Genomic DNA, 14,185 nt, shown 5'->3' with positions numbered 1-14,185 from the left:
TACCGGTAATGGGTATAAATCGCAACTAGGATATCTCACAAATCATGTTCGCCAACAATCCATAATAAACACTAAGTAGGGAAAATCCAATTTTCCACAAAAAATTCACAATTTTATTTTACAGTATCGTTATTAAGATTGAAGAGAGAGGATCGATCAATATGAACGATATCAATGTATTTCTAGCTTTCGGAGCGGGATTACTGTCTTTTATATCCCCTTGTTGTTTACCACTATATCCAGCTTTTTTATCTTACATTACTGGAGTATCCGTTGATGAAATAAAGAAAGAAAATGGGATTCTTCAAAAACGTGCAATACTCCATACATTCTTTTTCTTGCTCGGTTTTTCCGTCATCTTCATCGCTATTGGTTTTGGTACTTCTGTAATAGGAAAATTATTCGTTAATTACCAAGATTTAATCAGACAAATTAGTGCCTTGTTCATTATCTTTTTTGGTCTCGTCATTTTAGGTGTATTTTCACCTTCCTTTATGATGAAAGATAAACGGTTAGTTTTCCGCAACAAGCCTTCCGGTTATTTTGGCTCTATTTTAATTGGCATAGGATTCGCAGCGGGCTGGACTCCCTGCACAGGTCCAATTCTTGTATCAGTGATCGCGTTAGCAGCTACCAAACCGAGTGCAGCCATGTTGTACATGTTCGCATATGTATTAGGGTTTGCTGTACCTTTTTTCATCATGTCATTTTTCATCAGCAAGTTGAATTGGATAAAAAGATATAACGCTGTCATCGTCAAAGTCGGAGGGGTTCTTATGATTATCATGGGAATTATGCTGTTTTTTGATTGGATGACAAAGATCATTACCTTTTTTACAGGTTTGTTTGGTGGGTTCACAGGTTTTTAATATACTCCCGAAATCCCCCTTGAGTGAATAGCAACAATTCTTGTTACTGTCCACTCAGGGGGGATCATTATTTAGTTTTTATTGAATATTCGAGATCATGCGATCCATCGTTTCATAAGACATAGGACCTATATACTTATCTCTAATAACCCCGTTTTTATCGATGACATACGAAGTGGGGATCGTTATTGCACCGTATAGATTTCCAATTTCCCCTTGCTCATCAAGCACAACTTTAAATGTCACTCCCTTATTTTTCACAAAATCGTTCACCGCATCAGGACCTCTTTCGCTATTCGTTAAGTTGACTGCTAAAATTTCTACATTGTTATTTTTATTGTTTTCGTAGAACTTTTGCATTTCTGGCATTTCAGCTCTACAAGGCGGACACCAAGTAGCCCAAAAATTCAATATCACCGTTTTTCCACGCAAATCAGACAATTTTATTTTATCCCCTGTAATTGAAAGTAATTCAAAATCCGGGGCAACTTCTCCTTTATTCGTGCCGATTTTTCCCGAATCCAATGAAGTAGACACGACCGGCTTTGGTTTGATCTTTCCTTCTTCCTGTTGATTGTTAAAAATAGAAGCTACAGCAATACTTACCATCATCACACCTAAAGCGAGTTGGGTCATTGCGTTTCTCCGCCCCTTGTTCTCGTCCCCAAGAGCCGCTTCTCTTTCTCGCCTCTCTAACCAATATGAAATACATATAAAAACGATAACGAGAGAGCCATACAACCATACTTCTTTTGATATGATTCCTGTATTTACAAAATATTTTTTATACAGGGCTAGTTCGAATTGAATGAGATGGAACCATATAAGAAGTTGCAATAAAGTTTTTTGAATTTTGACTCGTGATGCTACTATAAAAAAACAAATCGCTACTATTGCTTGCAAAATGATGAAATAATTTTGGGAATTTTCCATTACTCGAATCCATGCAAAAGTACTAAAATAGCCAAAATATACCGGAACTACTGCTCGTGTGTAAGAAGCCACAGGAATATTCTGCTTTTTTACGTATAACCAAGTATAGACCGTGATAAAAACAATCGCCATACTAACGCCAACATATCCCCCGTTAAAATAAAGGATTGTCATCGGATTTTGTAAAACTGAATTTGGATGTAAAACGACATAACTAAATTTCCAAATGAGTACACCGTTAATAAAACTGTTCAAAATTAAATCCATGATGTTTCGTTCTATTTTTAATATCTTAATGCCGTAATAAAACATAACATAGCTAATCAGTAAGCTGCTTACGAGCAAAAGATTTTCGCCTTGAACTACAATATTGCCGAATTGCAATACGCATCCCTCCAAAATTTTATGTAGTTGGCTTATTATAAATAAAAAATATGAATTTATTATGGAGATAAAAAGAAGTTGTTGACAATGCAATCAACAACTTCATTCATCTATATGAAATGAAAAAAGGGGGGAGCAATGGTAAATCGCATCTCCTGTATACAATATAACGACTACAATTTTTTGGATAGCTGTTCAAATTCATCTAAAGAGATCTCTCCTTTGGCTAATCGTACTTTCAATATTTCTATCGGAGAGAGTTCTTCTTTACGACCATTGATAAAACGATATAAGAGATAATAACCAACGGCGATTAATACAACCCAAAATAACATCATCCCAACCATCATGAAAGAACCTCCAAACATTCCCATTGAGTTTCCCTCCTTTTCCTAACTTTAAAACCAATAAGTGATCGTATCTAATATACCAAGTAAAACCATCACGATTCCGGCTGTTTTCTGAACAATCCCCCCTACTTGTCTTCCTTTTTTCATTACAGTGCCGCTAAATCCTAAGTACCAAAGGATAAAGATAAAGAAAATAACAGGTACAGAAGTTCCAACGGCAAAGATGCTCGGTAATAGTACCCCATAAGACGTTGAATAGACGAGAGGCATGAGAGTGACAAAAAACAGCACAAACATCGTTGGACAAAAAGCTAACGAAAAGCCAAATCCCATGAAAAACGAACCGATTTTTCCTTTTCGCCATCTCTCAGGCACTTTGAACAAGGTAACGTTCCAATACATTTTAAAAAGCCCTAACAAATATAAGCCTACAAGAATGAGAATGGGACCAATAAGCTTTCTTAACCACGGAAAATACAATGTTAGCGTACTTTGAATCTCTTTCCCCATGAGCCAGACAATCAAGCCTAAACCGGAAAAAGCAACGATTTTACCGAAAATAAATAAAAGCAACTCTTTCCAAGCCATTCCTTTTTGCAAAGACTGATTACTGTATAATGTGATCGCTCCTAAATTACTAGTGAGTTGACACGGAGCCATCGCTCCCACGATGCCAAGAAGAAAGGCTGACAAAATAGGAATCGCTGTCATGCTATTTGCCATATTAAGAAACGGTTGACTTAGAAAGTTACTGATTTGACTCAAGAACGAATACACCCTTCTTCTCACCTTCTTCTCTATCTGATGTCTATATTGTAGCAATGAATTTTGCAGAAATTGTGGAGTGGTATATTTTAAGCAAAAAGACATGCCTCCGCATGTCTTTTATTAAAAATTTATTTTCCCTTTCGATGCTAGTTTTGTCCAGCTTGAACCGTTATTTTTTGTCATAAAAATATCCCCGTTCATCGTCGCAATCACTATTTCGTTGTCATTTGCTGGATTAGAAGTGATATACATGATATGATCTTTTTCATCCAATGCAGGAACAGAAAGAACTTCCTCTTGTTTTGTGTCTAATGATTGTTTGATTAGGATCGGCTTATCGTTCTCTACAGCTGCAAATACAATGAATTTTTCTTGGAACGTAAACGTCGTCGTATTGATGTTTCGAGTAAACCGTTCAAACGTATTCCCATTATCTCTCGAAACAAAAATTCCTTCCGATGTACTAATTCCGACCATATTTTCGTCCGTTGGATGGGCAGCAATCGTTCCCGCTGCAGTTTGCGGCAGGCCGTTCAATTGACTTGGCGACCACGTTTTGCCGTCGTCTTTACTGTAAAATACCCCTTGTCCGAGCGTTTTATTTTCTTCTTCGTTCACAACATAAATGGTATGGCTTTTATAGCCAACTGTCATATAATGAAAATCAGATTCTTTATAAAATCCTAAATTCATCAATGTTTGTCCATTATCAAAACTTTTCACAAGACCAAGTGGATTTCCTAAAGATGAACCTTCTTCCGGATGCCCTGATGAATAAAAGCCGTCGTCTGTAGCCGAAAAGCCCATATAATCATGCTTATTAGAAATCGTTTCATACCACTTATTATTTTGGTAAACAAGTAAACCTTCATGTGTAGCAAAGTAAATCGCATTTTGGTTGCCTGCATAACCGATTCCATGTAAATGTTCGAACTTTCCTTCTTTCTTTTCTTTAAAGAAAGGATTATTGGTAACAGATACATTCGATTTTGCTTGTTCTTTGCTTGTAATAAAGGCCTGCTCTTTTTCGTTGGATGATGAACAAGCGCTTAGAAGAAGAATGGATGATGTAATGATGATTGCTTTCGTCATTTTTGTCATGGTCGACTCTCCTTTGTATAATGTAGATTTCGCACATTTTATAACAGAAAGATTTGCAAAATGTATGGAATTGCAAACCCCTTTTTCATTCGTTTAAGCCTTTTTTCGAGTGATTTTCTTCCAAGTAAATATAAATAAAAAAACAGATAGAAGTGTCGATATCACCTTCCCTTGCCATGTCCAATTCATCACTTGATAAACCGAATATGCCTCTAACAAAAGTGCTGGCAGCTTTCCAAGCGAGCTGGCAATGATAAAGATCAGTAAGGAGGTGTGTCCGATCGCTGCCACAAACGTCACAAGTCCCGACGGAACAAAAGGAAGAAGACGCAAAGACAAAATAAGCGAAAAGGCTTCTACCCCTTCTGCCTCAAGCAAACGTTTCACTTTCGGATAGGAAAACCATTTCGTTTCCGAAAGTTTGTGAAATCCTTTTCGATATAAAACGAAAGAAACAATCGCCCCAACAGCTTCCCCTACAAACGATAAAAGGGTGCCTTTCCAAAAACCGAATACCGCCAAGTTAGCTGCAGTGAGAAATACGCTCGGTACAACGCCTAAAATACTGATCACAATATTGATCGCAATACTAATGAGATAAGCAACGCTTTCATATGTATGAAACAATGTAATGAGCTTCTCTTCCATTTCTTTTTACCTTATCCCCCCCATTTATATCCTACACCCCAAACGGTTTGCAGAAATTGATCGATCGGAAAACCGGCTTGGCGGAGCTTCTCGCGAATATTTTTTACATGTGAATCGACAGTTCGTTCTTCCGTATTGGCGTTATATCCCCATAATGTCACGATGAGTTGCTCTCGGCTAAATACCCTGTTTGGATTTTTGAGAAAAAGTCCTAAAATGGCAAACTCTTTTGGCGTGAGAAAAATATCGTGCCCAGCGTATTGAACTTTATGCTGCGCTTCATCCCAAACTAAGCCGTTAAACTCCAGTTTCGCTTGTTTTCCTACAGAACGGCGCAATACCGCTTCGATCCGAGCGAGCAGCTCAGATTCGTCAAATGGTTTTGTAATATAATCATCTGCTCCAATTTTCAACCCTTGGACAACGTCTGTCGTTTCCCCTCTTGCGGTGACCATAATAATCGGAACGTCCGAAAACTCTCGTATTTGTTTGCACGTTTCCCATCCGTCCATCTCTGGCATCATCACATCAAGCAAAACGAGATCCGCTTTATTACTTTCTAAATAGCGGATCGCCGCTACCCCTGACTCGCATTTCACACAACGGTACCCGTTCGGGATAAGATACAGCTCTAATAAATCCAACATTCGTTTTTCGTCATCAACTAGTAATATCGTGTACATGTTCATCTCCCTTCGGTAACGTAATGATCATCGTCGTCCCTTTTCTACATTGGCTCGTTGCGTAAATCGAACCGCCGTGCGCTTCGACAATTTCTTTCACAATCGCCAAGCCTAATCCCGTCCCTCCGCCTGTTCTCGATCTTGATTTATCCACCCTGTAAAATCGTTCAAAAATATGCGGCAAATCTGCTTCAGGAATTCCTATTCCTTCGTCGGAAATCATGATCATCACGTTCTTTTTCTCCATTCTTACATCAATGGAAACGGTAGAACCTTGATGAGAATATTTTAACGCATTGTCCAAAAGATTCATCATCACTTGCTCAAAACGCTGTCGATCAATATGGACAGTAATGTCTTCATCACAGCGGTAGACAAGCGACATATTTTTCGTCTGAAACGCGGGATACATTTTCACGTATATTTTTTTTAAAAAAAGGCACAGTGGAGTTGGCTCTTTCTCGATTTGAAACGAATGTTGATCCATTTTCGCGAGCTCAAACAAGTCTTTCACTAACTTTTGCATATGCTCTGCTTCCTCATAAATAATGGACAAATATTTTGCTCTTTCTTCCTCCTCGAGCGTTGGCCTTCTTGCAATGTCCGCATATCCTTTGACATACGTGAGCGGAGTACGAAGTTCATGAGAAATACTAGCGAGAAATTCGTTTCTTTCTTTTTTTAAGTATTCTAAATCCTTTGCCAATGTTTGAATCGCTTTTCCTAACTGTGCCAACTCATCTTCTCCCTTTACTTGCAGGCGGACAGAAAAGTCCCCCTTGCTCAGTTTTTCGGTCGCTTGTTTCATCCGAATGAGCGGAATCGTAATGATTCTTGACAAGAAAGCAATCGTAATAATCGTTAAAAATACGGAAAGAATTCCAACCATAAGGAAATGATGCTTTAACTTATAAATCATGTTTTGAATGGAAGCCGTATGCTGAAACATATAGACATACCCTTTGATCTTGCCGTCAATCCGAATCGGGCTGGCGGTAGCGATATACGATTCTTTTTTCCAGTTGTTTTGCACAACCATCCCGCTGTGAGGAATGTGGTGGACATCGGCATACGGAATGATTTTTTTGGCAAACGGTAAAATGTGATCGGAAAAATACAAAATATTCCCTTTTGAATCTGTAATGACAACATCCGTCTCCGCTTCCGACTCCATCATGGTGACATGTTCTAACGTAGAAGGGTGATAGCTTTTTTCCAATACATCACGGTGATTGTTCCCTCTCGCTAACAGCTGCTCAAATTCTTCATTAATTCTAGCGTTAACGAGTGTCACATATAACGACGCAAATAAAACCGTTTCGATTCCTAACACAAAGACAAAAAATAATAGCCCTAACTTAAACGAAATTTTTCGCACTTTTGTCCCTTCCTTATAAGAGCTCATTATTACTTTTATGTAGAGCGCTTTTTATTTTACGACATAAATTTGCAGAATCGATGGATTTTACAGTGAAAAATACACACGAATATTGCCTTGCAAATATCATACAACAATAGGCGGACGAAAAAAACACTGTAGTTTTAAGCCTACAGTGTTTCAATAACTGATCTTTACATCATATATCCTTGTTTCATCATTTATTGATTCGTTTTGCTATTATTCATCATATGTTCCATCATTTGATCCATATTTTTAGTATTTCGACACTGTTCATACATTTTTTGTAATTGTTCCTCTGAGAAGTTTGGATGCATTTGTTTCATCATTGGCAACATTTCTTTCCAATCATTATTATCATTTTTATTTGCTGCAAAAACAGCTGTAGCTAATACAAAAGCTGAAACAAGGACGAACAAACCTGAAATAAGTTTTTTCATTTTTTCAACACCTCCATTCTTATTCTGGTTTTAGAATAAAGAAAAAGTATGGAGAAAGTGTTCATAAACATTTACAAATTTTTGTCGCGAATTATCATTAGTAATTAGATATTTTCAAAAATCGATTAGAATTTCTAATGGCCTAATGGCTCTGTCATCATAATCATACTTTGTTGCTTACATGTTTCTTAAACAACATGAATCATTACAAATTAGCTTGTAGAAGTTGTATGTGATGATATGCGAATAATTCAAGAACCTTTGATGTTAGTTGAATGCCATATGTTTGCATCATCATATTAACACCACAAGTTTCAAAAATAAAAAAAACAGCTTGCTCGGCTTGCAAGCTGTTTTGCGTATATAGATTTACGTGCTTCTAATGCCCTGCATGTCCTTCTCCGGTTGCCGGAACAATTTCGAGCTTTTCGTCAATAATTCCTTGTGTTTGATAAGAGATGGAACGGAATGTACCAGATAAAAATGCATGGTTATACGGTCCCACTGTTGGATCATCCGTAAAAGTTGGTTTTAAACGGGCTAAAAATTCGTATACGTCCTTTGTTAATGCTCCATTCTCTAGCCATATTAAAGGTGCGTGTTTTCCTAGATGAGAAAACGGTGCAGCCGCAATCGCTAGTTCAGGGGTTTTCGTTGAAATAAATGATACGCCATGTCCCGGATCATTTAGCCCCCAACCAAACTTCGTTTTTTCATCTTTGTAGGTAGCAAAAGAAACGGATTGCTGCACCGGTGTATCGCCTGCGATTCGGACAACAGTGCCAAATGATTTTAGTTCGTTTTCCACTTCTTTAGAGATTACTGATTCGGGACCTAAAAGATATATATTTGCTTTTCCTTTTCTTTGCTGTAACGCCTCTTTTGTTGGCTGTGGAATTTCATTCGAAGAGACGTACAGTAACGGTTCTTCCATGTGGGCAATCCAATTGGCAGCTATAAGAGTGTACAATTTCGCCTTATCTTCCAAAGAACCAATAATCACACTTTGTGGAGTCTTGCCGGCAATGTCGCTGTAAAATTGGTCAATTTCTTTCGCAAACGCAGCTGGATCTGTTTCACTAATTTGTTTCATCTTAAAATTCTTTAATTTATCTAGTTCGCTTTTCTTGAGATTTCCCATCACCATAATTTGCGTACCGTCAGCTGTGCCTAAAGGTTGAAGACGGTTTATTTCCTTTAAGACGGCATCCGGTATTTTTTGATCTTTTGTAAACAAAACAGGGCCGTTGTTCGGATGATGAATTAAGTCTACACTTGCCAATGCGATTTGCCAACTTTCAACGGGCACTAAAATAATTCCGCCGGGCTGGTTTTCTTTATGAGTGGCAGGCCAAACCGTTTGTGAAACCATGACGGATAACTCAATAGGATCATCCGTGTTGATACGAGTAACGTTTTTCGTCGCTGTTATCATGATGTTTTGGCTTGCTAAACGGTTGAATGAGTTTGGCGGCTTCGCGAACTCCATTTCATTTGTTTTGTTATCTTTGTCTTTATCATTGGCGGACATATCCATATCTTCATGATTCATATTTGCATGATCCATTTCTTTCGAATCATGATTCATCTGATTATGGTCATTGTTTTGATTGTTACATCCGGTAATGATAAAGATAGGTAGCACAGCTACTAGGACTCCCCTAAGTAATTTACTGATCATGTGTAATCCTCCCTGAAAGAATCTTTTCTTTATTGTATTTATCCCCATTTGTTATTACTTTTAAACTTTTCCCAAATTCCATAATAAAAGGCTTTTTATCAAAAAACAATGTGATTTTCACTTTATTTTATTTACACTCATTGATGCAGGATATCAATCTTTTTTCAATATCCTCGGCTAAGTGTTCCAATTGTTCATTATTCATCATGCTGATCAACATGGTTGGTTTTGGCATCCCAATTTTTGTCGTTTCATTTTCTTTATACACCACGATTTTGCATGGCAAAAAATAACCTGCCAATAAATTTTCAGAAAGTACACGCGCTGCCTCTTGAGGATTGCATACTTCCAAAATCACAAACGGTGTTTGAAAATCGAATCCTTTTTCTTGAAGCTTTTCCGTGACGCTAAATTTCCACAAAACTCCGAATCCTTCTCTTTTTAAACTCTCCTCCAATATTTCCATCGTTTCATTCATTTCCTTTTGTACTTCAACCGTATAATGAAACACTTTCATCAACCACCTTTCTCCAACATATTTTTGTATGCTATTCCACTTAGTTGTATGTAAAACTTAATAATAATATAACATAAAAGCCAAGTGCGTACTAAAAGCGAGCACTTTTAGTACACACTTCTCACCACTCATCTACTTTTTAATTGTTCCTTTAATCGTTCATTGTCTGTCTGTAATTTTGTAATCTGATCCTGTAATTCCTTGATGGAATGATGATCAGAAGAATGATGATCATGATGTTTATGATGCTTATGTCCTCTCATACAAAATAGCATCATTAAAGGACATAGTAACAATATTAAAAGATTAGCCCAATTCATTCCGTCTCTCTCCTCTTCCGCTTAGTTTATAGCTTTTGTCAACTACCCCCACTTCAAGCGTTAGCTAAGTGGGGGTAGTTGACCTCCCACTTACTCCCTTTGGTCGTTGAAGTGGGGGTCTCCTCGCCAAAGACGATGAAAAAACCACTATGTCATCTTTTAATCCTCGACAACTACTTTCCCGCGATACATCCCCATTTGACATTGAAACGAATATTCTCCGCTTTCTTTTGGCAGAAATTCAACCGTCACCTTTTCCCCAACAGGGAGAGCCGCACTTTTATTGAATTCAGGAAATACAACCATTTCCGAACAAGAGTTTTCCTCTTTGCGAATAAATTGAAACTTCACCGGCTTTCCTTTTTTTACTATAACAATGTGTGGAGTATAGCCACCTTTGACGATTATTTCTGCTTCTTGATATCCAGATGGGGTGAAGGTAGCTTTGTATCCGCCCTTTTTAGGCCCCCAGAAAAACCAAGCAACGAAAACAATAAGGAGCAGCCCACTCACATTAACGATCATTTGAGTCATATCCATCAATCATACCTCCTTTGGTTTAAAACGTTTCAGGCGATTGGCGTTTGCCACAACTGTAACAGAGCTAAACGCCATTGCCGCTGCGGCTACAAGCGGAGACAATAATGAACCGGTCAATGGATAGAGCACGCCAAGAGCGATTGGGATGCCTAGTGTATTATAAATGAACGCACCAAATAAATTTTGATATACATTTCTCATCGTTGCCCGACTAATTTGAATCGCCTGCACTACCGATTTTAAACTTCCTTTAACAAGGGTAATATCACTCACTTCAATCGCTACATCCGTACCGGTTCCAATTGCCATTCCAATATCTGCCTGCGTAAGTGCCGGGGCATCATTGATTCCGTCTCCCACCATCGCTACTTTTTTTCCATCTGCTTGCAGTTTCCGAACAATTTCTGCTTTATTCTGCGGAAGCACATCGGAGATGACATTGGTAATCCCTACTTTTTTCGCGATTGCACGCGCCGTTCGCTCATTATCCCCCGTAACCATGATCACCTCTAATCCGATGTTTTTCATTGCCGTAATTGCCTCTAAAGAATCTTGTTTCACCGTATCCGCTACGGAGATGACTCCTTCCGGTTTTCCATCAACCGCCAAAAACATAGGTGTTTTTCCTTCGTCCGCCAATCTTTCGGCATGTTGTATATAGGCTTCTGTTGCAATGTTGCCTTTCTTCATGAGTTTTAAGTTTCCGAATAGAACATGGTGGCCATCAATCCATCCTTGCACGCCATGCCCCGGTATAGCTTCAAAATTCTCGGTTTTTCCCAGCAATATATTTTTCTCTTTAGCTGCTTCAAGTATTGCACTTGCTAACGGATGTTCCGATCCTTGTTCGAGCGTTGCTGCGAAATAAATTAATTCTTTTTCTTTGAGGGAACCAACGGCGATCACATCGGTTAATGAAGGTTTGCCCATGGTGATCGTCCCCGTCTTATCTAAAACGATGGTCGTTAATTTCTGGGCGATTTGCAGCGCTTCGCCGGAACGGATGAGAATCCCGTTTTCCGCTCCTTTGCCTATCCCGGTTGTTAAAGACATAGGAGTGGCCATTCCTAATGCACAAGGACAGGCAATAATGAGCGTCGTCACTAAAACAATTAGAGCATACATACTTGAAGGTGAAGGACCGAAATTAAACCAAATTAAGTACCCAATGATAGCTAAAATGATTACACTCGGAGTAAAAATCTCAGAAACTTTATCAACAATTCGTTGAACAGGGATACGGGAGGCTTGAGCTTGCTTCACCATGTTGATGATATTAGATAATGCGGTATCATCCGGTGACTTTGTCACCTGAAATGTAAAGCTCCCTGTTTTATTCATCGTGCCGCCAAATACTTCGTCTCCTTGAACTTTCTGTACAGGCAACGATTCGCCGGTCAACATCGATTCATCAACAGTTGAACTTCCGTCAAGAATTATCCCGTCCACTGGTATCTTTTCACCGGGCCGTACAACAACGATATCCCCGATCTGAATTTGCGATATAGGAATTTCTGTTTCGACTCCTTCTCTTAACACCCGAGCCGTCTTAGGTTGTAAACCAATGAGTCTTCTAATCGCTTCAGATGATTTGCCCTTCGCTTTTTCTTCCATCGCCATTCCTAATACAACTAACGCCGTGACAACCGTTGAAACATCGTAATACACTTCCGCCATCGATGGATCTGGAAATAAGTCCGGCCAAAGCAAGGCGACAACCGAATAAATCCATGCCGCACTGATCCCGATGGCAATCAGTGTATGCATATTGGCTGAACGTTGTTTTAATCCTTCCCATGCCCCAATGAAAAACTGGCTTCCGCTATAAATCATCACAATTAAGGCTACTACTGCCATGAGCAGTCTGCTAAACCAGAGTTGACTGCTTCCCATAGGCAACAAATTTCTTATGATTGGAAAAAAATCTGGATAAGATACCAATATAATAGGAACCGACAATATTCCGGCAAACCACCATTTTTTCATTAGTTTTCGATACAATTGTTCATCATCTTCGTGTTTTTCTCTCTCTTCTGTTTGATGTGAGGTATCCGAGTGCATCGAGCTAGAACTGAAAGTGTTGGATTCGTGATGACATGAATGTTTCTCTTGATGGTGAGCGTGATGATGACCATGATCATGATGATGGTGGTCATGGTGATGATTTTTGTTATGGGTGCTAGAAATATGTTTATTCCCCTTCATAAATTCCCCTCCGTGAACAAATTTTCTTTCTTTATATGATCATGTTAAAAATAAAATATGGAGATTCTATGGAGAAATTCAGAAAATTAGGTGACACCTGAATCCTGATGAACGCATTTAACTGTAAAAAAGATGATTGTTTTCATCACGGTTTTGATTTGTCGACGCCGCACACGGCTCCATAGTGGACTGTCGTTTCGCTTCATGCTTCTTGTTGACCAGTAACCAATGAAACGTAACTGATTTTTATCCAACCGAGTGAAACGTTTAGATACTTATCCAACATTTCTTGAAATTTTGTCTAAAACACCTATGTCAGTCCCAAATTTGCACATCGCATCACAATCACATCGGAGTTCAGAAAATAAAATGTAAGAAATTTGACAGGCATTTGAATGTCGAATGGACGGCCTTAAAAGTTGTGCTTTAATTTCTTTCTCGCGTTTATCCGGAGCAACTAAATAAAACTTAGTTTGATTTTCACTCATAGTTAAAGCCAAGTCATAGAGTCTTAAAATCCCAGAATAGATAGATGTACTTTTTTCAACCTCAAATGCACCAACAATTCTTTCTTTTTTGTCCAACCAAATGACATCAATGAGAGCAATGGTTTCCTTTATTGACTGAGAGATATTGGGCAAATTTAAGCGTTTTAAGGAAAATTCCCCTAACTTTTGATTATTCCACTCTCTCTTATGATCATTTTGAGCAATCCATACATCATAACCAAGCGCTTTCCCTAATCTTGCTAAATGATATTGCATTTCCGAGTGGTCATTTTCCTCGATAGCATCATTTATCACTTCAGAATGACGTTTCATTTTTGCTTTTGTTTGCTTTTCCATATTTTCTAATGTGATTTCATAGTTTTCACTAATGACTAATCTTCCCGTTCCAATTTCAAACAGGAGTCCTCCTACTGCACCAAGGTCCTTTGATAGTAAGTTTCTATATTTATCATTAAAATCTAAAATGATTTCTCTCATTTTTAAATATTCTTGCCACGAACCAAGCTTTATTTTTTGGTCAAACAAAAGGTTAAAACCTTTCAGACTGTTGACAAAATGGTTGTAAGACAGTTGTTTTACAACCATTTTGTTCCATTTTGATATTTGTTTTCCTTGATGAACCGACGAAAATAACGACATACATAATTGAAAAAGAGGAGAGGTGCCCATTCTCCATAGGTAGTTTGCTAATTTCTTTAAATTCATCGCAGCACAAACAAGCATCGCCTGCATCTGGTTTCTTTCCAATCCACGGTAATTTGTCCAGCGCAGACCATGCTTCTCTTTCAAATCTGCAAAATTTCGTTCGATTGTCTCTTTTCTTCGTTCATACAACTCC

Annotated in this window: 14 protein-coding genes and 1 pseudogene; 1 reads left to right on the top strand and 14 read right to left on the bottom strand. The window is 38.3% G+C overall.

What is annotated here, in order from left to right:
- Nucleotides 1-161 precede the first annotated feature (161 nt).
- Nucleotides 162-869, top strand: a complete 708-nt coding sequence (locus JV16_RS10770) for a cytochrome c biogenesis protein CcdA (protein ID WP_042535803.1) — start codon at nucleotides 162-164, stop codon at nucleotides 867-869.
- 78 nt (nucleotides 870-947) lie between these two features.
- On the opposite strand, the gene JV16_RS15300 is transcribed toward JV16_RS10770, so the two are convergent.
- From JV16_RS15300 to JV16_RS15565, 14 genes and pseudogenes are all read right to left on the bottom strand, one after another.
- The gene (locus JV16_RS15300; protein WP_244463828.1) at nucleotides 948-2,186 is read right to left on the bottom strand and encodes a TlpA disulfide reductase family protein; all 1,239 of its coding nucleotides are present in this window, start codon (nucleotides 2,184-2,186) and stop codon (nucleotides 948-950) included.
- Between the two features lie 173 nt (nucleotides 2,187-2,359).
- Entirely contained in the window at nucleotides 2,360-2,560 is a 201-nt protein-coding gene (locus JV16_RS10760; protein WP_042535801.1) for an SHOCT domain-containing protein, read from the bottom strand.
- Nucleotides 2,561-2,584: 24 nt separating this feature from the next.
- Nucleotides 2,585-3,313 carry an urease accessory protein UreH domain-containing protein gene (locus JV16_RS10755; RefSeq protein WP_042535799.1) on the bottom strand — a complete coding sequence of 243 codons (729 nt, stop codon included), beginning with the start codon at nucleotides 3,311-3,313 and terminating at the stop codon, nucleotides 2,585-2,587.
- 111 nt (nucleotides 3,314-3,424) lie between these two features.
- The gene (locus tag JV16_RS10750) at nucleotides 3,425-4,405 is read right to left on the bottom strand and encodes a F510_1955 family glycosylhydrolase (protein ID WP_042535797.1); all 981 of its coding nucleotides are present in this window, start codon (nucleotides 4,403-4,405) and stop codon (nucleotides 3,425-3,427) included.
- Between the two features lie 93 nt (nucleotides 4,406-4,498).
- Nucleotides 4,499-5,053 carry a TVP38/TMEM64 family protein gene (locus JV16_RS10745; protein WP_042535795.1) on the bottom strand — a complete coding sequence of 185 codons (555 nt, stop codon included), beginning with the start codon at nucleotides 5,051-5,053 and terminating at the stop codon, nucleotides 4,499-4,501.
- A gap of 11 nt (nucleotides 5,054-5,064) precedes the next feature.
- Complete coding sequence (locus JV16_RS10740) at nucleotides 5,065-5,736, bottom strand: response regulator transcription factor (protein ID WP_042535794.1); 672 nt, start codon at nucleotides 5,734-5,736, stop codon at nucleotides 5,065-5,067.
- Complete coding sequence (locus JV16_RS10735) at nucleotides 5,714-7,114, bottom strand: sensor histidine kinase (RefSeq protein ID WP_042535793.1); 1,401 nt, start codon at nucleotides 7,112-7,114, stop codon at nucleotides 5,714-5,716. Before JV16_RS10735 ends, JV16_RS10740 begins: the two co-directional genes overlap by 23 nt.
- Before the next feature lie 221 nt (nucleotides 7,115-7,335).
- Entirely contained in the window at nucleotides 7,336-7,575 is a 240-nt protein-coding gene (locus tag JV16_RS10730) for a hypothetical protein (protein WP_042535791.1), read from the bottom strand.
- 379 nt (nucleotides 7,576-7,954) lie between these two features.
- A complete protein-coding gene (locus tag JV16_RS10725; RefSeq protein ID WP_420864994.1) occupies nucleotides 7,955-9,253 on the bottom strand; it encodes a cell wall-binding repeat-containing protein in 1,299 nt (432 codons plus the stop codon).
- A 130-nt stretch (nucleotides 9,254-9,383) separates the two neighbouring features.
- Nucleotides 9,384-9,767, bottom strand: a complete 384-nt coding sequence (locus tag JV16_RS10720) for a DUF302 domain-containing protein (protein WP_042535852.1) — start codon at nucleotides 9,765-9,767, stop codon at nucleotides 9,384-9,386.
- A 134-nt stretch (nucleotides 9,768-9,901) separates the two neighbouring features.
- Entirely contained in the window at nucleotides 9,902-10,093 is a 192-nt protein-coding gene (locus JV16_RS10715; RefSeq protein WP_035021201.1) for a DUF2933 domain-containing protein, read from the bottom strand.
- 159 nt (nucleotides 10,094-10,252) lie between these two features.
- The gene (locus JV16_RS10710; RefSeq protein WP_042535788.1) at nucleotides 10,253-10,633 is read right to left on the bottom strand and encodes a cupredoxin domain-containing protein; all 381 of its coding nucleotides are present in this window, start codon (nucleotides 10,631-10,633) and stop codon (nucleotides 10,253-10,255) included.
- Between the two features lie 3 nt (nucleotides 10,634-10,636).
- Entirely contained in the window at nucleotides 10,637-12,838 is a 2,202-nt protein-coding gene (locus tag JV16_RS10705) for a copper-translocating P-type ATPase (protein WP_244463827.1), read from the bottom strand.
- A 1,163-nt stretch (nucleotides 12,839-14,001) separates the two neighbouring features.
- Nucleotides 14,002-14,185 (bottom strand): annotated as a pseudogene (locus JV16_RS15565) (transposase); the annotation flags it as partial.

Origin of the sequence: Anoxybacillus ayderensis (assembly GCF_000833605.1) — a bacterium.
In the GTDB taxonomy this organism is placed as follows: Bacteria; Bacillota; Bacilli; order Bacillales; family Anoxybacillaceae; genus Anoxybacillus; species Anoxybacillus ayderensis.
Note: the sequence above shows the minus strand (reverse complement) of the source record. Positions and strands in the feature narration are given on the sequence as shown.

Excerpts from the sequence above, each read along its gene's own strand:
- JV16_RS10770 (WP_042535803.1), top strand. The coding sequence starts at position 162 with ATGAACGATATCAATGTATTTCTAGCTTTCGGAGCGGGATTACTGTCT.
- JV16_RS10760 (WP_042535801.1), bottom strand. The coding sequence starts at position 2,560 with ATGGGAATGTTTGGAGGTTCTTTCATGATGGTTGGGATGATGTTATTT.
- JV16_RS10750 (WP_042535797.1), bottom strand. The coding sequence starts at position 4,405 with ATGACAAAAATGACGAAAGCAATCATCATTACATCATCCATTCTTCTT.
- JV16_RS10745 (WP_042535795.1), bottom strand. The coding sequence starts at position 5,053 with ATGGAAGAGAAGCTCATTACATTGTTTCATACATATGAAAGCGTTGCT.
- JV16_RS10740 (WP_042535794.1), bottom strand. The coding sequence starts at position 5,736 with ATGTACACGATATTACTAGTTGATGACGAAAAACGAATGTTGGATTTA.
- JV16_RS10730 (WP_042535791.1), bottom strand. The coding sequence starts at position 7,575 with ATGAAAAAACTTATTTCAGGTTTGTTCGTCCTTGTTTCAGCTTTTGTA.
- JV16_RS10715 (WP_035021201.1), bottom strand. The coding sequence starts at position 10,093 with ATGAATTGGGCTAATCTTTTAATATTGTTACTATGTCCTTTAATGATG.
- JV16_RS10710 (WP_042535788.1), bottom strand. The coding sequence starts at position 10,633 with ATGGATATGACTCAAATGATCGTTAATGTGAGTGGGCTGCTCCTTATT.
- JV16_RS10705 (WP_244463827.1), bottom strand. The coding sequence starts at position 12,838 with ATGAAGGGGAATAAACATATTTCTAGCACCCATAACAAAAATCATCAC.